This is a genomic window from Mesobacillus persicus (assembly GCF_900109925.1).
Lineage (GTDB): Bacteria > Bacillota > Bacilli > Bacillales > Cytobacillaceae > Mesobacillus_B > Mesobacillus_B persicus.
Window position 1 is genome coordinate 278,840 of sequence record NZ_FOBW01000001.1, and the last position, 17,608, is coordinate 296,447.

At 40.4% G+C, this 17,608-nt stretch carries 17 protein-coding genes and 1 pseudogene; 7 read left to right on the top strand and 11 right to left on the bottom strand.

What is annotated here, in order from left to right; all coding sequences use genetic code 11:
* Nucleotides 1-13: 13 nt before the first annotated feature.
* Complete coding sequence (locus BMX30_RS01360; protein WP_090740444.1) at nt 14-880, bottom strand: LysR family transcriptional regulator; 867 nt, start codon at nt 878-880, stop codon at nt 14-16.
* Nucleotides 881-1,004: 124 nt separating this feature from the next.
* Here BMX30_RS01360 and BMX30_RS01365 point away from each other — a divergent pair, with 124 nt between their 5' ends.
* Nucleotides 1,005-2,291: an NCS2 family permease gene (locus BMX30_RS01365; protein ID WP_090740446.1), complete on the top strand. Its 1,287-nt coding sequence runs from the start codon at nt 1,005-1,007 to the stop codon at nt 2,289-2,291.
* A gap of 74 nt (nt 2,292-2,365) precedes the next feature.
* Here BMX30_RS01365 and BMX30_RS01370 read toward each other — a convergent pair whose 3' ends face one another.
* Entirely contained in the window at nt 2,366-2,938 is a 573-nt protein-coding gene (locus BMX30_RS01370) for a hypothetical protein (protein WP_090740448.1), read from the bottom strand.
* Between the two features lie 150 nt (nt 2,939-3,088).
* A complete protein-coding gene (gene acnA, locus BMX30_RS01375; protein WP_090740450.1) occupies nt 3,089-5,809 on the bottom strand; it encodes an aconitate hydratase AcnA in 2,721 nt (906 codons plus the stop codon).
* 332 nt (nt 5,810-6,141) lie between these two features.
* Here acnA and sspO point away from each other — a divergent pair, with 332 nt between their 5' ends.
* Complete coding sequence (sspO, locus tag BMX30_RS01380; protein WP_090740452.1) at nt 6,142-6,291, top strand: small acid-soluble spore protein O; 150 nt, start codon at nt 6,142-6,144, stop codon at nt 6,289-6,291.
* A 176-nt stretch (nt 6,292-6,467) separates the two neighbouring features.
* Here sspO and BMX30_RS01385 read toward each other — a convergent pair whose 3' ends face one another.
* Nucleotides 6,468-6,725 (bottom strand): hypothetical protein, encoded by a 258-nt coding sequence (locus tag BMX30_RS01385; RefSeq protein ID WP_090740454.1) that lies wholly within the window; start codon nt 6,723-6,725, stop codon nt 6,468-6,470.
* Nucleotides 6,726-6,871: 146 nt separating this feature from the next.
* Between BMX30_RS01385 and BMX30_RS01390 the strand changes: the two genes are divergently transcribed.
* Nucleotides 6,872-7,015, top strand: a complete 144-nt coding sequence (locus BMX30_RS01390) for a small acid-soluble spore protein P (RefSeq protein ID WP_090740456.1) — start codon at nt 6,872-6,874, stop codon at nt 7,013-7,015.
* Nucleotides 7,016-7,061: 46 nt separating this feature from the next.
* Here the strand turns inward: BMX30_RS01390 and selA are convergent, their stop codons facing one another.
* Entirely contained in the window at nt 7,062-8,471 is a 1,410-nt protein-coding gene (gene selA, locus BMX30_RS01395; protein WP_090740458.1) for an L-seryl-tRNA(Sec) selenium transferase, read from the bottom strand.
* 142 nt (nt 8,472-8,613) lie between these two features.
* Here selA and BMX30_RS01400 point away from each other — a divergent pair, with 142 nt between their 5' ends.
* Nucleotides 8,614-8,889, top strand: coding sequence for a YqhV family protein (locus BMX30_RS01400; protein WP_090740460.1), 276 nt, complete (start codon nt 8,614-8,616; stop codon nt 8,887-8,889).
* A gap of 99 nt (nt 8,890-8,988) precedes the next feature.
* Nucleotides 8,989-9,489, top strand: a complete 501-nt coding sequence (locus tag BMX30_RS01405; RefSeq protein WP_090740462.1) for a DUF3231 family protein — start codon at nt 8,989-8,991, stop codon at nt 9,487-9,489.
* A 41-nt stretch (nt 9,490-9,530) separates the two neighbouring features.
* Here the strand turns inward: BMX30_RS01405 and BMX30_RS01410 are convergent.
* Nucleotides 9,531-9,713: pseudogene (locus BMX30_RS01410) on the bottom strand (Rdx family protein); the annotation flags it as partial.
* A gap of 188 nt (nt 9,714-9,901) precedes the next feature.
* On the opposite strand from BMX30_RS01410, the gene selD reads away from it, so the two are divergent.
* Nucleotides 9,902-10,954 carry a selenide, water dikinase SelD gene (selD, locus tag BMX30_RS01415; protein ID WP_090740466.1) on the top strand — a complete coding sequence of 351 codons (1,053 nt, stop codon included), beginning with the start codon at nt 9,902-9,904 and terminating at the stop codon, nt 10,952-10,954.
* Nucleotides 10,955-11,031: 77 nt separating this feature from the next.
* Here selD and BMX30_RS01420 read toward each other — a convergent pair whose 3' ends face one another.
* From BMX30_RS01420 to BMX30_RS01445, 5 genes are all read right to left on the bottom strand, one after another.
* Nucleotides 11,032-11,844 carry a YitT family protein gene (locus BMX30_RS01420; RefSeq protein WP_090740468.1) on the bottom strand — a complete coding sequence of 271 codons (813 nt, stop codon included), beginning with the start codon at nt 11,842-11,844 and terminating at the stop codon, nt 11,032-11,034.
* Nucleotides 11,845-12,021: 177 nt separating this feature from the next.
* The gene (locus BMX30_RS01425) at nt 12,022-12,969 is read right to left on the bottom strand and encodes an L-threonine 3-dehydrogenase (protein WP_090740470.1); all 948 of its coding nucleotides are present in this window, start codon (nt 12,967-12,969) and stop codon (nt 12,022-12,024) included.
* A gap of 74 nt (nt 12,970-13,043) precedes the next feature.
* Nucleotides 13,044-14,237, bottom strand: a complete 1,194-nt coding sequence (locus BMX30_RS01430; RefSeq protein WP_090740472.1) for a glycine C-acetyltransferase — start codon at nt 14,235-14,237, stop codon at nt 13,044-13,046.
* Between the two features lie 201 nt (nt 14,238-14,438).
* Nucleotides 14,439-15,176, bottom strand: coding sequence for a CDP-diacylglycerol--serine O-phosphatidyltransferase (pssA, locus tag BMX30_RS01435; protein WP_090740474.1), 738 nt, complete (start codon nt 15,174-15,176; stop codon nt 14,439-14,441).
* A 207-nt stretch (nt 15,177-15,383) separates the two neighbouring features.
* Nucleotides 15,384-15,671, bottom strand: coding sequence for an AbrB/MazE/SpoVT family DNA-binding domain-containing protein (locus tag BMX30_RS01445; protein ID WP_090740476.1), 288 nt, complete (start codon nt 15,669-15,671; stop codon nt 15,384-15,386).
* 184 nt (nt 15,672-15,855) lie between these two features.
* Here BMX30_RS01445 and BMX30_RS01450 point away from each other — a divergent pair, with 184 nt between their 5' ends.
* Nucleotides 15,856-17,406: an ABC-F family ATP-binding cassette domain-containing protein gene (locus tag BMX30_RS01450; protein ID WP_090740478.1), complete on the top strand. Its 1,551-nt coding sequence runs from the start codon at nt 15,856-15,858 to the stop codon at nt 17,404-17,406.
* Nucleotides 17,407-17,608: the final 202 nt, after the last annotated feature.

Genomic DNA, 17,608 nt, shown 5'->3' on the forward strand with positions numbered 1-17,608 from the left:
TCCTTTTAGTAGGTTAATTCGTTGTCTCTTTAACAAGGGTGATAAAGTTCCGAGCTGGGGCCGACGTGAAGTGTTGCTCAAGCCAAATAATCCCGACAGAGGAATATAAATTTACGTCCTTTATGGGGATGGAGAATAACTTGCTATTCCCGTACACATCCATAACCGATTTTGGAACAATCGTAGCGCCTATTCCATTTGAAACCAAGTCCATTAACACATGCATATCGGAGCATTCTGCAATACTATGTGGTTTTAGCTGTTGTTTTGAAAATGCGTTTAAAATGGTATTATAGCTCCCTAATCCCTCGGTACTAGGAATAATCAAGGGAAGTTCTGTGATTTCCTCTAAGGAAATGCTCTCGACCGACTCACGAGTTACGAACACAAAAGGTTCATGAAAGAGATGGTGATAAGCCAACCCTCGATGCTCGAGTGGCAACCGGACAAATGCCAGTTCAATTCCTCTAGATCTCACCATTTCTGACAAGTAAAACGAATCATTTTGAACAATTTTCAAGGTCACTAATGGGTATTTTTTATGGAATGAAACGAGCATATCCGAAAATCCCGGGATTGACAACGTGTTGATACCAACCGATAAAACTCCTTTTTTTCCCTCTTCTGTTTCGATAAGTTCATTTTTTACTTCCTCTAAACTATTAACAAGGTGCAGGGCATGTTGATAAAGAACAACGCCTTTATCTGTCAGCTCCATACTTTTACCGTTCCGTTCAATTAGCTTAACCCCTAATTCTTCCTCTAGTTGCTTTAACTGCATACTAAGTGGTGGCTGGGACATATGTAACCTGTTGGCTGCTGCGGTAATATTCTTTTCTTCTGCAATCGCAATAAAATATCTTAGTTGTTTAATATCCATGATGGTCCCTTCTATATAAAAAAAGTATGGTTTCTATTTGAATTATATATTTTTCATATATATATTGTCCATGGTAAGCTTATTAACGTTTGCATCATGTACGTATTAAGAAAGGTGATTTGAAATGGAACGTTTTTTTAACTTGAAACAACATGAAACTACGATTGGAAAGGAGCTCTCTGCCGGATTTATATCCTACATCACTGTCGTTTATATTATTATTGTAAATGCGACAATTTTATCTGTAGCAGGAATTCCGATGGAGGCTGGAATTATTGCCACAATCTTAACGAGCTTTTTTGGCTGTTTAATTATCGGATTGTGGAGTAATACACCGATCCTACTTATTCCCGGGATGGGCTTAAACGCGATGTTTACGTATACGATTGTCCAATCTGGGGGTTTTTCTTGGCAAGAAGCATTGGCTACTGTGTTTGTTGCAGGGATTATTTTTATCATTATTGCCTTCACACCATTGGCAAAGATCATCACGACTTCCATCCCAGATTCGTTAAAAGAAGCAATCACAGTTGGAATTGGAATCTTGTTAATCTTAATTGGCTTTGACAACGCTGGTATTATTACCAACTCAGAGCATACCCTCCTTGCAATTGGAGATTTAAGCAGTTCCACAGCAATTATTACTTTTATTGGCTTGATTATTACTCTACTATTATTTATCAAAAATGTACCCGGGAATCTATTGCTAAGTATTGTGATTACCTCGGTTTTAGCCGTAGGGTTTGGGGAATCTCAATCAGCGGGAGTGACGCTTTCTACTCCGAATTTTAGCGAATACTTCATGGTGTTTGGCCAACTTTCTTGGGCGCAAGCTGGCAACTTTATTTTTTGGCTTACGGCGATTAGCCTGGCTATGGTTCTTGTTTTCGAAAACATCGGCCTAATTCATGGGCACAGCAAAATGTTAAAACGCCCGGAAAGCAGTAAAAAATCACTTCAGGCTACGGCTGTTTCCGTACTGTCTTCTGGAGTTTTTGGAACAAGTCCAACAGTTGCATCGGTAGAAAGTGCAGCAGGTATTACCGCTGGAGGGAAAACGGGTTTGACGAGTATTGTGACCGGCGTGCTATTTCTCGTTTCTTTACTGTTTATACCAGTTATTAAAGCTGTTCCTCCGAGTGCCGTATCACCCGTACTTATTTTAATCGGGCTCTTAATGTTACAAAACATTGTTAATATCCCAATTGATGATTTAACGGATAGTGTCCCTGCGTTATTAATTATCGTCCTGATTCCTCTGACATACAGTATTGCTGATGGCATGGCGATTGGTTTTATTTTATATCCAGTGATGAAATTGTTGATGGGGAAAGGGAAGGAAATTCATCCTGCACTTTATATGATTGCCCTTCTCTTTATTAGTAATTATGTTTTACAATATGCATTTTAGCGCGAACTTAAGAAGCACCGGGCATGCATCCTTTTATGCTCCGGTTGCTTCTTTGTTTTATGTTCCATAGAATTTTAGTGTGGCTGCTTTTCTACGACCATACACTGGGCAACAGGGTTTCCAGCCCTAGCTCCCGTGAACTTCCTTAATAAGGCTAACTGAGCTGTCTGAGCTTGTTTGATTGAAGACATTCCTTCCATCATTAGTTTTCTTGCCAACTCTTCCATCGGGTTCAGTCGATAGGAAAGGTCATTTGCATAATATAGACTCTCGCCTATTTTAGGATAATGCGATTGAACCTCCTCGGCATCTGTAATGATGTGATATTGAATTTCGCCATTTTCGGAGACACCGCCTATTACTGCCTCCATTTTAGCAGAAGTACGATCTTTCCTATTTAAATAATCATGGATAATGTTTGCTATATCTATTAATTTTAAGTCCTGAACAGAGAGGGCTTTGGCTACTTCCCAGGATGCCTCTCCATATTCAATTTGTCCGGCAAAAATATAAAAAGATTGATTAGGAGTAATTTCACGGAAAATGGTCATTTCTTGTGGGTATTGGTCGTCGTTGCTTTGAAACTCATTACAATCCAGCACGATTGATATAAAATCCTCTCTCGCCACAATAGAAAAAAGGCTCATTGAAATCTCTCCTTTCAGTATTTCCTACCTTAACAATAGAATTTATTTACAGAGTTTACAATACAAATTAGCGGTGAATTATGAGAATTGAGTGACAATTAGAGAAACGAAAAAGCCCTTATGTGTTTTAAACATAAGGGCTTTTATTTATTAAGCTTTTAATTTATCACGTAGAACCATTTGTAGGATTCCGCCATGACGGTAGTAGTCAATTTCAACTTCTGAGTCGAAACGTACAACTGCTTCAAATGTTGTTTTGTTCCCAGCATCATCAGTAGCTGTTACTGTAATTAAATCACGTGGACGGACATTTTCATCAACTTGAACATCAAATGCTTCCTTACCAGTTAATCCAAGTGTTTCAGCATTTTCCCCATCTTTAAATTGAAGTGGAAGAACACCCATCAACACAAGGTTAGAACGGTGGATACGCTCAAAGCTTTCAGCGATAACCGTTTTGATTCCTAGTAGGTTTGTGCCTTTTGCTGCCCAGTCACGAGAAGATCCCATTCCGTAATCTTTACCAGCAATGACCATTAAGCCAGTACCTTCTTCTTTATACTTCATACAAGCATCATAGATAGAAGTCACTTCGCCAGTTGGCCAGTGAGTTGTGTAGCCACCTTCTGTGCCAGGAGCAATTTGATTCTTGATACGGATGTTCGCGAATGTTCCACGCATCATGACTTCATGGTTCCCACGACGAGATCCGTAAGAGTTAAAGTCACGTACCTCAACACCTTTTGAACGTAGGTATTTACCAGCAGGTGTATCTTTACCGATTGCACCAGCAGGTGAAATATGGTCAGTTGTGACAGAATCGCCGAACTTACCAACAACACGTAGTCCGCTTAACGGCTCAACCGTACCTGGTTCAGGGCTTAGGCCTTCGAAGAATGGAGGGTTCGCAATGTAAGTTGAATCCTCATCAAATGTATAAAGTGCATCATTATTTGTTTGAATTTCGTTCCAACGCTCGTTATCGCTGAATACATTTTCATATTCGCTGCGGAATAATTCTGGTGTAACAACTTTGTTTACAACTTCGTTTACTTCTGCAGTTGATGGCCAGATATCCTTGAAGAATACATCGTTACCATCTTTGTCTTTACCGATTGCATCATTTTGAAGGTCAATATTAACTGTTCCTGCTAATGCATAAGCAACTACTAATGGTGGAGATGCAAGGTAGTTTGCTTTTACAAGCGGATGAATACGTCCTTCAAAGTTACGGTTACCAGAAAGAACAGAAGTAACAAGTAGATCAGAGTCTGCAACTGTCTTTTCGATTTCTGGAAGTAGTGGACCAGAGTTTCCGATACATGTTGTACAGCCGTATCCTACAAGGTTAAATCCGATTGTTTCTAAGTATGGTAGTAAGCCAGAATCACGAAGGTATCCTGTAACAACTTTAGATCCAGGTGCTAAAGATGTTTTTACGAACTTAGGTACTTCCATTCCCAATTCAACTGCTTTTTTCGCTACTAATCCCGCACCAACAAGTACGTATGGATTAGAAGTGTTTGTACAGCTAGTGATTGAAGCGATGGCAATTGCACCTGTCTTCATTGTTGCTTTATCGCCATTGTTGAACTCAACAACCGCTTCTCTCTCAACTTCAGCTGCTTCTAAACCAAATCCTTGGTTTCCTGCAGGAGCTGTAAGCGCATCGTTAAAGCTTTTCTTCATTTGAGAAAGAGGAATTAAATCTTGTGGACGCTTAGGACCAGAAAGATTTGCTTCAATCTCAGAAAGATCGATTTCGATAACATCTGTATAAACTGGTTCAAGAGCTGGATCAAAGAATAAACCGTTCTCTTTGCAATAAGTTTCAACCAAGTCAATTTGCTCTTCAGAACGTCCAGTTAGACGCATATAATCAAGTGACTCAGAGTCAACTGGGAAGAAACCACAAGTAGCACCATACTCAGGAGCCATGTTGGCAACTGTTGCACGGTCAGCTAATGGAAGTGTTACCACACCAGGTCCGAAGAACTCTACGAACTTTCCAACTACACCGTGGCTACGAAGAACTTGAGTTACTTTTAATGCGAGGTCAGTTGCAGTTGAACCGTTTGGCATATCGCCTACTAATTTAACCCCTACTACCTCTGGTACTGGGAAGTAAGAAGGCTGTCCAAGCATTCCTGCTTCTGCTTCAATACCACCAACGCCCCATCCAAGAACACCGATACCATTAATCATCGTTGTATGAGAGTCAGTACCCACTAATGAATCTGGGAATGCTTCGAATTCGCCATCTTCATTTTCGGTTGCAAGAACAACACCAGCAAGATACTCAAGGTTAACTTGGTGAACAATACCAGTTGCTGGCGGAACCGCACGATAGTTGTCGAATGCTTTTTGTGCCCAGCTTAGGAACTGGTAACGCTCAGCATTACGTTCGAATTCAAGGTCCATGTTTGCTTGTAAAGCATCAGCAGTTCCGTATTTATCAACCTGTACAGAGTGGTCAATTACAAGATCAACCGGCTTCTCAGGATTGATTTTATCAGGGTCTCCACCAAGGTCGGCCATCGCTTTTCTTAAAGAAGCAAGGTCAACAACAGCAGGCACACCTGTGAAGTCTTGTAGAATAACACGGGATGGCTTAAAAGGTACATCCACTTCTTTAACTTCACTAGTTCCCCATTTTACTAGATTTTCAACATGTTCTTTTGTAATAACGCGGCCATCATATTGGCGAAGAACAGACTCAAGAAGCACCTTAATAGAGTAAGGAAGCTTCGATACATTGCCTAGTCCTGCTTCTTCAAGTGCAGCTAGACGGTAATAATGATAGCGTTTCCCGCTGGATTCAAACGAAGTGCGGGCTTTAAATACATCAAGGTCAGTTAATTGTTTAGTCATCTGACTACCCCCTTTGGTCGATACCTATCATACACTAAATAAATGTAATTGTCGAAAAGTTAGAATTGTCGATTCTCTCCTAACTTTTCTCACAATTCTAATCTTAATATAACTCTATGTATAAGTAAATGACAAGATTGTTATTGTTTTTGATAAGAAAAACTTATGGTATTGCGTATTCCTACTGTGCAAACGTGATTAAACAGGTTATTTAAACTTTTTTAATTTCCCCGACAAGACATGCTTTTCCTGCTGTTACTATAGCGGAAAAGTATCGATTCATCGAATGCGGGCAAAATACTCATGAAACTACTAGAAACGGGGTGAGATGAATGGCAAAACGAAAAGCAAATCATGTTATTCCTGGGATGAACGCGGCAAGTGCCCAAGGAAAAGGTGCAGGTTTTAATGAGGAGCTATCAAACGAACCTTTAACAGAATTACAAAAGCAAAACAATAAGAAACGAAAGAAGAACCAATAACGAAATCTAATGAGCTCATATAGAAAAGCGGAAGGCTGCTCCCTTCCGCTTTTTGGGTGGTCGAAATGTTAAAGTTACTCACAATTATGGATCGTTTTACGGATGGGATTTCACATCCAAATCTAGAGCATGCCATTAGTGATTAGTTTGCAAAATTTTTGTGTTTTGCCTATGTCTTATGGTAGATTGACCTCTTCGACAATTTGCTCTAGGTCACTCATAAAGCGTTCTAGTTGCGGTCTCTGCGTTTCAGATGCCACCTCTAGCGCATTTTCAATTTGTTGATAGGCTTCGTTGACTTCGTTTTTCAAATGCTTAAGTTGATGTCCATAGCTTTCACTATCTTGTACAATCTCCTGGTAAAAATCTTGAACTTCTTCAAATCCTTGTTGTGCAGCTTGATAAGCCTGTTGTTTATTTTTATGATAAGGCATTTTAATCTACCTCCTATATATTAGTGAATTTCCCATATCGAAGCTTGATGTCTGCTCGAGTATTCGTAAATTGTGCATGTTCGTGCGAATTTATTCAGTATAAATTATCCCCCCTCTTAACAACCTAAAGTCAGGAGGGATGAAGGATGAATAAAAACGATGGCAAAGATATGCGCAAAAATGCTCCTAAAGGCCATAATGAGGGCCAACCTGAACCATTAAGTGGCTCTAAAAAAGTGAAAAACCGTAACCATTCAAGGCAAAAACACGGTCATAACCACGATATGTAGAAGACCAAAACAGGTCCCAACCAAATTTGGTCGGGACCTGTTTTACTTATTGAAATGATGCTAAAGCTTCTACAATTACATTTTCTTCCTTTTCGTCCACCGTTCGGAGGTCAAGATGTACTTCTTCCTTCTGAATCCGAACGATAATCGCTGGAGTAGATTCCATTCTTAGCCTCCTTGCGAGCTGTTCCGCAGAGAAATCCGTATGGGAGATGGCAACTAAGAAGGTTGGCAATTCTACGTCAGGCATTGTCCCGCCGCCAACCTGACTCGTACCTTCCTTTAAGCGAAACGTGTATTGACTAGAGAGTCCATTACACTTCTCTATAAAGCTTTTGGCTCTTTCCTTAATTTGCTCTGGATCCATCAGGAGGTCCCGAATCGTTGGGATTTGCTCGATCCCCTTTTCCCCTTTTAGATAATCAGTTAAAGTAGCTTCTAGGGCGGCTAGTGTCATTTTATCGACCCGTAAAACTCTGGCAAGCTGATGGCTCTTCAACTTATCAATCCATTCTTTTTTTCCAGCAATCATTCCTGCTTGTGGTCCTCCTAGTAGTTTATCTCCACTAAAAGAAACAATGTCGGCTCCCATCCTTAATACTTCGCTAACGACCGGCTCCTCTCCAATTCCATGCTTACGAAAGTCATAAAGTACCCCACTGCCTAAATCTTCATAAAAGATTACGTTTTTATGTTTTTCGGCTATGCTTGCAAGTTCTTCTGTTTCAACCGATTTTGTAAAGCCCATGATTTTAAAATTGCTAGTATGTACTTTTAGAATCATTCTCGTATCTTCGCAAATGGCTCGTTCGTAGTCAAAAGCATGCGTCTTGTTAGTGGTACCGACTTCGACAAGCTTTGCTCCACTTTCTTCCATGATCGAAGAGATTCGAAAGGAACCACCAATTTCGACCAACTGGCCGCGAGAAACGATAACTTCTTTGTCCTCAGCCAAGGCACGTAAAATCAGAAAAACGGCTGCTGCATTGTTATTGACCACCATTGCGGCTTCTGCCCCAGTGATTTCTTTTAGCAATTCTTCAGCATGACTATGCCTAGAGCCTCGTTTTCCTTCTTGAAGCTTATATTCTAGATTTGAATAGTTCTGCGCTGTTTCAACGACATGTTTTACGGCTCGATCACTTAAGCGGGCCCTGCCTAAATTCGTATGTAAAATGGTGCCAGTTGCATTGATTACTGGTTTAAGTGTGTAGCCTTGCTGTTGGTCCATTCTTTTTGTTAATTCTTCAAATAAATGACTTAAAAAGGCCGCTTCCCCTGGGGATGGACCATTCCAGGTGCTTTTTACGATACCCTGACGTACTTCACTTAAAAGGTCTTTTAAATGATTCGTGAGAATACTCGGGTCGATTCCTATTTTTTCAGATATTAAAGCAAAACGAGCATCCTTTTGTAGCTCGTGGACAGGTGGCATTTGCCTAAGAACTTCCTTCACTTGTATTCCCTCCATTTAACAATTGCCCGTATATTATAGCATTATTTCCAAACATCACCGATGGAAAAACGATTCCTTGTCCTTCTTTTTCCTTTTTGTGCATATATTGTTCACAAAAGACAAGATCGGGAGGAAACAATTGATGTTCAGTTTAATTGAAAAAGCCGTATTAGGGATGGCGTCTTTAAGGATTTTATCAGGAAGTATCGAAATTTTCGCGGCAATTTTAATGTTGAAACTAAATGATGTTGGGAAAGCTCTAGTAGTCAATAGTTCCCTTGCATTGGTCGGTCCTGTCATTCTTATTTTGACAACGACAATCGGTCTTTTAGGACTAGCAGATAAAATTTCCTTTGGAAAAATGTTTTGGGTTCTTCTAGGTGTTGGATGCATTTTGTATGGTGTAAGAAGTAATTGATACTGATTACTAACCAATCGGATAAAAACGAGGATTTCCAAGTATGAAACGCTCCTGTTGTTGAAAAACTAGCATAAAGACAACAACAGGAGGGATAGTATGGGGATTATGAGTGGAGATCCTAAAGAGGAGCCGTTGCATGCAGGTGAAGTGTATCATCTTTGGAATCATTTATTCGAATCAAAAGCTTTATTAGTTACCTTACAAGTTTTAATGAACCATACCGGTGATGAGGATTTAAAAAAGTTTCTTGGTGATTTTTCGAAAGATTGTATTAAGCAGGAAGAAGAACAAGTAGAAAGCCTCCTGAAAGAAAATGGTCTAAGGCTGCCCCCTGCTCCGCCTGATCGACCAATGGTCAATCTTGAAGACATCCCAGCAGGTGCCCGAATCAACGATCCAGAAGTCGCCGCCCTAATCGGTAAGGAAATGTTGGCTGGAAAGCTGCTTTGCAGCTATATCATGAGCATGGCGATTCGAGAGGATATTGGGCAAATGTACAATGAGTTTCACACTCAAAGAGTAGAGCTCCATAACAAACTTCTAAAAATGAATAAAGATAAAGGGTGGCTTGTTCCTCCTCCACTTAACACGAAATAAGGGATGAAAAAAGGCGGCTGGAAAAGACCAGGCGCCTTATTTTATGCTTCTAATTTTGCAATAATTTCTTCAGATGATGGAAACACTCCGGTCTCATCCTTTGAATAGAGTTTTTCTCCGTTCATCGATACTTCAAAGACACCACCGGTTGCTGGAACCAGCTCCATCTTCTCAATTTTCCCTCGAAAGTGTGTAAATAGGTCTTCTGCGATACTCGCAGCTTTTGGGGCGTAGTTTCACATCATGCAAAATTCGACTTTAATTTGAAACTTCTCCATTTTTTATCCCTCCCAGAAGTAGGACTAGTTAGTAATGTTATTTTAGTAAAAACCTATCTAATTCGCAACCGAAAGGATTTGAAAAGTGATTTTTTGAAAAAGCTTCGGTATACTATTCACTGGAGGTGTTTAGTTTGAGTGAACAAGAAAAGATTCGTCTTACATCCTTGTCTTCGAAAGCAGGCTGAGGATGCAAAATTAGTCCTGAGGACTTGATGCAAGTTTTGCGTCTATTACCAAAACAAGAGCCAGTTCCTGAATTATTGGTTGGCAATGAAACCGCAGATGATGCTGGTGTATATAAGCTCACAGATTCAATTGCCTTAATCCAAACGGTAGACTATTTCACCCCAGTGGTGGATGATCCATATATGTTTGGCCAAATTGCGGCGGCCAATTCTTTAAGTGATGTCTATGCTATGGGTGGAGAGCCAAAAACGGTCCTCAATATTGTAGGGTACCCAGTAAAAAAACTAGGGCCGGATATCCTAGCGGAAATCATGCGAGGTGCGGCAGATAAGGTGAAGGAAGCGGGTGCAATTACAATCGGCGGACATTCTGTTGATGATCAAGAGCCTAAGTTTGGGTTATCGGTCACAGGAATCGCCCATCCAGACGCTATTTGGAAAAATGTCGGTGCCAAACCTGGAGATGTATTGGTCTTATCGAAACCAATTGGAGTAGGCATACTGACGACAGGCATTAAACGGAATGCGGTCACTGCAGATCAGGAAAAAGCCGTTACTGAAACAATGGCCCTTCTGAATAAATCAGCAGCGGAAGCGTTAAAACCATTCCACCCACATGCTGTTACAGATGTAACAGGTTTCGGCCTTCTTGGACACGGAAGCGAAATAGCTCGCGGTAGTGAGGTTACACTCGAGATTTCCCTATCAAAAGTTCCGGTACTTGATGGGACCTTCGAGCTTGCTAGCCAAGGGGTTGTCCCTGGTGGATCGAAAGAGAACCATAAGTGGCTTGAAAACGATATCGAGTATCGTGACATTGCCGAGGAAGAACAACTCGTACTATGCGACGCAATTACTTCAGGTGGGTTGCTGGTTGCTCTTCCTGAGGCAGAAGCCGGCCCATACGTGGAAGCTCTACATACAGCAGGTTTAACACAAGCCGCTATTGTGGGACATGTTACTGAGAAACAAGACAAGCTTATCCATGTTGTGCGTTAAGCGATTGTAAAAAAAGCAGTTTGCCACCTGGCAGACTGCTTTTTTTCTATATACCTGAACTTTTAGTTATCCTACCCTTAGGCATGTGGCTTGTGGAACAAGCCCATTACTTCCACTGTCTCCGTGATATTCACAAATGCTGTAGGGTCAACCTTCGATACCAATGACTTTACTTCCCCGAGTTCATAACGTGAGATCACTGTCATCAGGATGTTTCTCTTTTGGTTAGAGTATCCGCCCATTCCATCAAGTACTGTTACTCCTCGGTAAACATTTTGAAGCAAATGTTCGCGCATCTCATCTCCTTTTTCGGTGATAATCATCAAAGTAAGTTTTTCATGATGCGTATATACAGCATCAACCACTTTGCCTGTTACAAAAATCGACACCATCGTGTACAAGGCCGAATCCCAGTTGAACAGGAACCCACTAATCAAAATAATGACTCCATTCATCGCCGTTAACATCGTGCCAATCGGGAAGTCCCTTTTTCTAGCAATCAGCATTCCGATTACGTCTAATCCACCAGAAGAGCCAGAACTGCGGAAAATCAAGCCGATACCAATGCCAGTGAGCGCACCACCGAAGATGGAGGACAAAATAATATCCTGTGCGACTTTTACAATCGGAACAAAGTAGAGGCCGATTGAGATAACTGTGACCGACAGAATCGTATATAGAATAAATTTTCTTCCAAGTTTCAGATACCCAAGTACTAATAGTGGGAAATTCAACAAAAAGTTTGCAACCCCTGTATTCATCGGTGTCAGCATCCCAATAATCATTGACACACCAGTCAATCCACTACTTAGAATTTCATGCGGGATTAGGAAGAAGTTAAATGCGACTGCAACAATCACTGAACCAAAGAAGATTCCAAGGATTTGCATGTGTTCGTCCTCCTAACTCATTTTCTCCTATATAAGAGAATACATAAAGGTATCCCTAACTGTAAACTTAATAGTTTTTTAGTATTATTTAGAGAAATCTGGCGATGACTTTATTCCATAAAAAAATGGACAGATAAACTGTCCATTTAAAGTAAGACTCTATCAGAATTCTGCTAGTTAGATCGTTTTTAATGCTAGTTTGTTGAGCATATCCTTAGTCATCGTTTGAAGGTCATATTTGGTTGTGAAGCCCCATTCTTTCTTGGCGGCAGAGGCGTCGATGGAGTTTGGCCAGCTGCTTGCGATTTGCTGGCGGACTGGGTCTACTGCATAACCAAGCGTGAACTCAGGGATTTCTTTTCTTATCGCCTCAGCAATTTCCTCAGGGTCAAAGCTCATCGCGGTCACATTGAACGAATTCCGGTGCCTCAGGTTGGAAGGGTCTGCTTCCATTAAATCGATGATGGCATTAAGGGCATCTGGCATATACATCATGTCCATATAGGTCCCTTTATCAATATAAGACGTGTAGTGTCCATGTTTGATCGCTTCATAGAATATCTCGACAGCATAGTCCGTCGTGCCTCCTCCAGGTGGGGTGACATAGGAAATGAGTCCCGGGAAGCGAAGTCCCCGAGTGTCTACCCCAAAGCGGTGGAAGTAATAATCTGCTAAAAGTTCACCAGCGACTTTATTTACACCATACATGGTGGTTGGGCGCTGAATTGTATCCTGAGGTGTCTCGTCTTTAGGAGTCGTTGGGCCAAATGCACCAATCGAGCTTGGTGTGAAAAACTGTGCATCTAGCTCTTTCGCTGTTTCAAGAGCATTCATCAAACCACCCATATTTAAATTCCAGGCAAAAACAGGGTTCGCCTCAGCAGTAGCAGACAGTAAAGCTGCCATATGAATAATTGTATCCGCATGATGGTTAGTTGCAGCCTCCATCATCCCTTTTGCATCCATGACATCTAAAATCTCAAATGGTCCTTCCGTTGCTGCTTCACTATCGTTCGTCCTGACGTCGGTTGCTAATACATTATCTCGACCGTACAAGTCTCGCAATTTAACCGTTAACTCTGAACCGATTTGGCCAAGAGCTCCCGTAATCATAATCCGTTTCATATGTTGGTATTCCCCCAAGCTTCCATCCAAGTTGTGATATTATCCTATTCCAGTCATTGAAAAATGGTTGGGATTTACTGAATAACGCCCATTTCCTTACCAACCGTCTCATATATAGCCAACGCTTCGTCTAACATGGCTTTTGTATGAGCAGCAGAAGGCATATTACGCACTCGCCCAGTCCCTTTTGGAACCGTTGGGAAAACAATCGATTTTGCATAAACTCCCTTTTCGTTCAACCGTTTGCTGAACTCTTGTGTTTTCACTTCATCTCCAATGATACATGGAGTGATTGGCGTTTCGCTGTTTCCAATATCAAAGCCAAGCTTTTGTAATCCTTCCTTTAAATAATCTGCGTTGTCCCAGAGCCGCTCGTTTAATTCAGAACTAGCAGTTAATAGTTCGATTGCCTTAATTGAAGCCGCTACATCAGCAGGTGTAAGTGCAGTAGAAAATAGGAATGGACGACTACGAACTTTTAGCCAGTCAATCAAATCACGCTTTCCAGCTACATAGCCACCAACGACACCAATTGCCTTTGAGAGTGTCCCGATTTGAAAATCGATTCTGTCAGATAACCCAAAATGCTTAACTGTACCTGCTCCTTTGCCTAGGACACCTGAACCATGAGCGTCATCGACATAAGTAATTAAGTCAAACTCTTCAGCGATTTCAACGATCTCTGGAAGCTTTGCGATATCTCCGTCCATGGAGAATACCCCATCGGTAATCACCATGATTTTATTGTACTGCCCGGATTCCTTCGCTTCCTTAGCCTTTGCTCTAAGATCTTTCATATCTGAATGGTTAAAGCGGATGATTTTCGCCCTGGATAAACGACAGCCATCAATGATTGAGGCATGGTTTAATTCGTCGGAAAGAATGGCATCATTTTTATCCATCACAGCAGAGATGGCCGCCATATTACAATTGAAGCCTGACTGATAGGCAATTGCTGCCTCAGTCTGCTTAAACTTGGCTAGCTTTTCTTCTAGCTCTAGATGGATGTCAAGCGTCCCATTTATGGTTCTAACCGCACCCGCACCAACGCCATATCTCTCTACGGCTTCAGCCGCTGCTTTTTTTAGACGCGAGTCAGTCGCTAAACCAAGATAATTATTTGAGGAAAGATTGATTAAACTCTTTCCGTTGATTGTAATCATTGGACCATTTGCACTTTGAAGAGGATCAATCACATTATAGAGACCCTTCCCTTTTAAATCCTCAAGATTTTCTGTTAAAAATTGCTCTAATTGTTTACTAGACATCTTAAGCCCTCCTTGAATATACAACTGTACTCTCTGAGTGGACAGTAATACTTCTTATTGAACCTTTATAATTAAGGTTTACTTCTTATACTTTACCAATATTTTATTCCTTTGTACATTGTGGAGAGACAGAATTCTAACAAAAAAAGAAGGGACATTTCGTCCCTCCTTTCTTTCGTCATGATTAGACTGCTATTTCATCTATTTTTTTCGTAACTTCCATTTAAATCGTTTAGGTAGCTTTCGTCTGCGAATCGGAAATCTGGGTTCTTTTTCCTTGAAGAAACGCACCACAACATAAAGGATGTACGTAGCAAGTGCTACATAGAAATAGACAGACACATGTTCAGTGCGCGTTTTCGTAAATAAATACACCATATAAAATAAAAACAACGTGATTAGCACACTGTATTTTGGTAGCCCAATTTTCTTTAAACTAGGAATTTTCATCCGGCTAACCATCATAATGGCTAGTAAATAAAAAATAATCATAAATAGCCAAACAGGAATTGTTTTTGAGAATAACACTAAAAATGTAACAATTCCTCCTGCTAATGTGATGGGAATTCCTTTAAAGAACTTTAAACTCTCTGATTGATCCGTAATATTAAACCTTGCCAGCCGATACGCACCAAACAATGGGAATAATCCAGCTAAAAGTATGCCTGTCATTCCATAATCACCTAAATACGTATAAGCCACAAGTAGGGCTGGCACGACGCCAAAGGAAACAACATCAGCAAGTGAATCGAGTTCCTTTCCCAGTTCATCGGAGACCCCAAGGATTCTCGCTACTCTACCATCTACGGCATCAAGCATAATCGCGATGAATATTAAAATAGGGGCAATGCGCATATCACCATTAATAATATAAGTAATGGCTAAGAATCCGCAAAATAGGTTTCCCAAGGTGAGTAAATTAGGTATGTGTTTTTTCATGTCGCACGCCTTTCTAATTTTAAACTCTTTTTATAATTCTAATCGTTTATCCTTCATTATAGATGTAATGGAGAAAAATAAGTGCAATTCTAATAATATGTTCCATATCCTCCATTATATTCAAAAAAATAGGGGCATGGTTAAAATCATAACAAAAATACATGCAAAAAAATAGCGACGTTTTTGTAAACGTCGCATTTAACTATATTATCTAACGGCATTTAACAAAAAATCTTCAATCTCTTTCATTAATAACTCTGCACCCTCTTGACTAACGATAATTTTCCCGTTCGCGAGTTCTAAATTGTCAGAGCTTATTTTTCCGGTTATCATACATGTTTTATGAGGCTCGTACTTGTGGAGGATGATTGTATCTTGATCAACAAAAATTTCTAGTGGGTCATTCTCATGAATGTCCATTTTTTTGCGCAATTCCATTGGAATGACGATACGTCCTAGTTGGTCCGTTTTTCGAACAATACCAGTCGCTTTCATCTAAATCCCTCCTTTTTTCTTACCATAATTATAGCAAATGGAGGAATTATTTTACAGGAATAAACTACGAGGTTTACAAAATTATAACTGACTCCAAAGAAAAGAACTTTCACAATCTGTCCAAATTTAGTATTATCGAATAATGAGTGTATCGATGACAAAGATAAAAAGTGAGGATTAATAGATGAGCTTACTAACTGTAGATAAATTAGGTCACTCGTTTGGTGACCGTACTCTTTTTAAGGATGTTTCGTTTCGCCTACTAGCAGAGGATCACGCTGGCCTTGTTGGTGCAAATGGTGTTGGCAAATCAACATTGATGAATATCATCACCAATCAGTTGATCCATGATACTGGTAAAGTAGAGTGGACACCTGGAACACATTACGGGTACTTGGATCAGCATACTATTCTAACTCCTGGTAAGACGATCCGTGATGTACTAAATGATGCTTTCCTTCCTCTCTTTAAGAGAGAAGCAGAGTTAAATGAAGTAACAGGGAAAATGGCAGATGCCTCTCCGGAAGAGCTTGAAGAACTATTAGAACAGATGGCAACAATCCAAGACGAATTAGATGCTGGTGGTTTTTATACATTAGATATGAAGGTAGAGGAAGCGGCTCGCGGACTGGGCATTGATGCCATTGGGCTTGATCGCGATGTTTCCGCCTTGAGTGGTGGCCAACGAACAAAGGTTTTGCTCGCAAAACTATTATTAGAGCAACCGAAAGTTCTGCTTTTAGACGAGCCAACAAACTATTTGGACGTCGAGCATATTCGTTGGTTATCAGGTTATTTAAAAGAATATCCATATGCCTTCCTATTAATTTCACATGATACAGAGTTTATGAATTCTGTGTCTAACGTAATTTTCCATTTGGAATTCTCTAAGCTTTCCCGTTATACAGCTACCTATGAAAAGTTCTTAGAGCTTGCAGAAATCAATAAAAATCAACATATCAATGCCTATGAAAAGCAGAAAGAATTTATTAAAAAGCAGGAAGATTTTATTGCGAAAAATAAAGCGCGTTATTCCACGACTGGCCGGGCGAAAAGCCGTCAGAAACAGTTGGACCGTATGGAACGAATCGACCGTCCTGAAACAGCGATAAAACCTACCTTTGAGTTTAAGGAATCCCGTAGCTCCAGCCGTTATGTATTTGAAGGAAAAGACGTTGAAATTGGGTATAGCCATCCACTTTTACCTAAGCTTACGATGACAATTGAGCGCGGGGAAAAAATTGCCTTAGTCGGGATGAATGGTGTCGGAAAGTCAACACTATTGAAAACCATTTTAGGTAAAATCCCTCCTTTAAGCGGCCAAATAGAACGCGGGGACTTCCTCTACCCTTCTTATTTTGAACAAGAAGTAAAGGCAAAAGACATTACCCCGATTGATGATGTTTGGGCCTCCTTCCCTGGACTTGACCAACATCAAGTACGTGCAGCTCTTGCCCGCTGCGGTCTAAAAAACGAGCATATATCACGCCCGCTAAGCCAGTTAAGTGGTGGCGAGCAAGCAAAGGTTCGCCTTTGTAAATTGATGATGGAAGAAAGCAATTGGCTCTTATTTGACGAGCCGACCAACCATTTGGATATAACAGCCAAAGCAGAATTAAAAAAGGCTATGAAAGAGTTCAAAGGGACAATCATTCTAGTTAGTCACGAGCCTGACTTTTATGAAGATTGGGTTACAAAGGTCTGGAATGTTGAAGAGTGGGCAGAGAAAGAGTAGATCTTAAATAAAACAAAAGGCCCAATATGGGCTTTTTGTTTTAAAAGAAAGTATGTCATTTTGTAATAAGGATTTTGTCGCTTGTTCATGTATTTATTTTATCAATAGTAGATAGTACAAATTATCGGATATATGAATTGTTACTCCCTTAGTCTTCAATGGTATAGTGGAGTAGATATTTTTACAGACGAGGGAGATTACA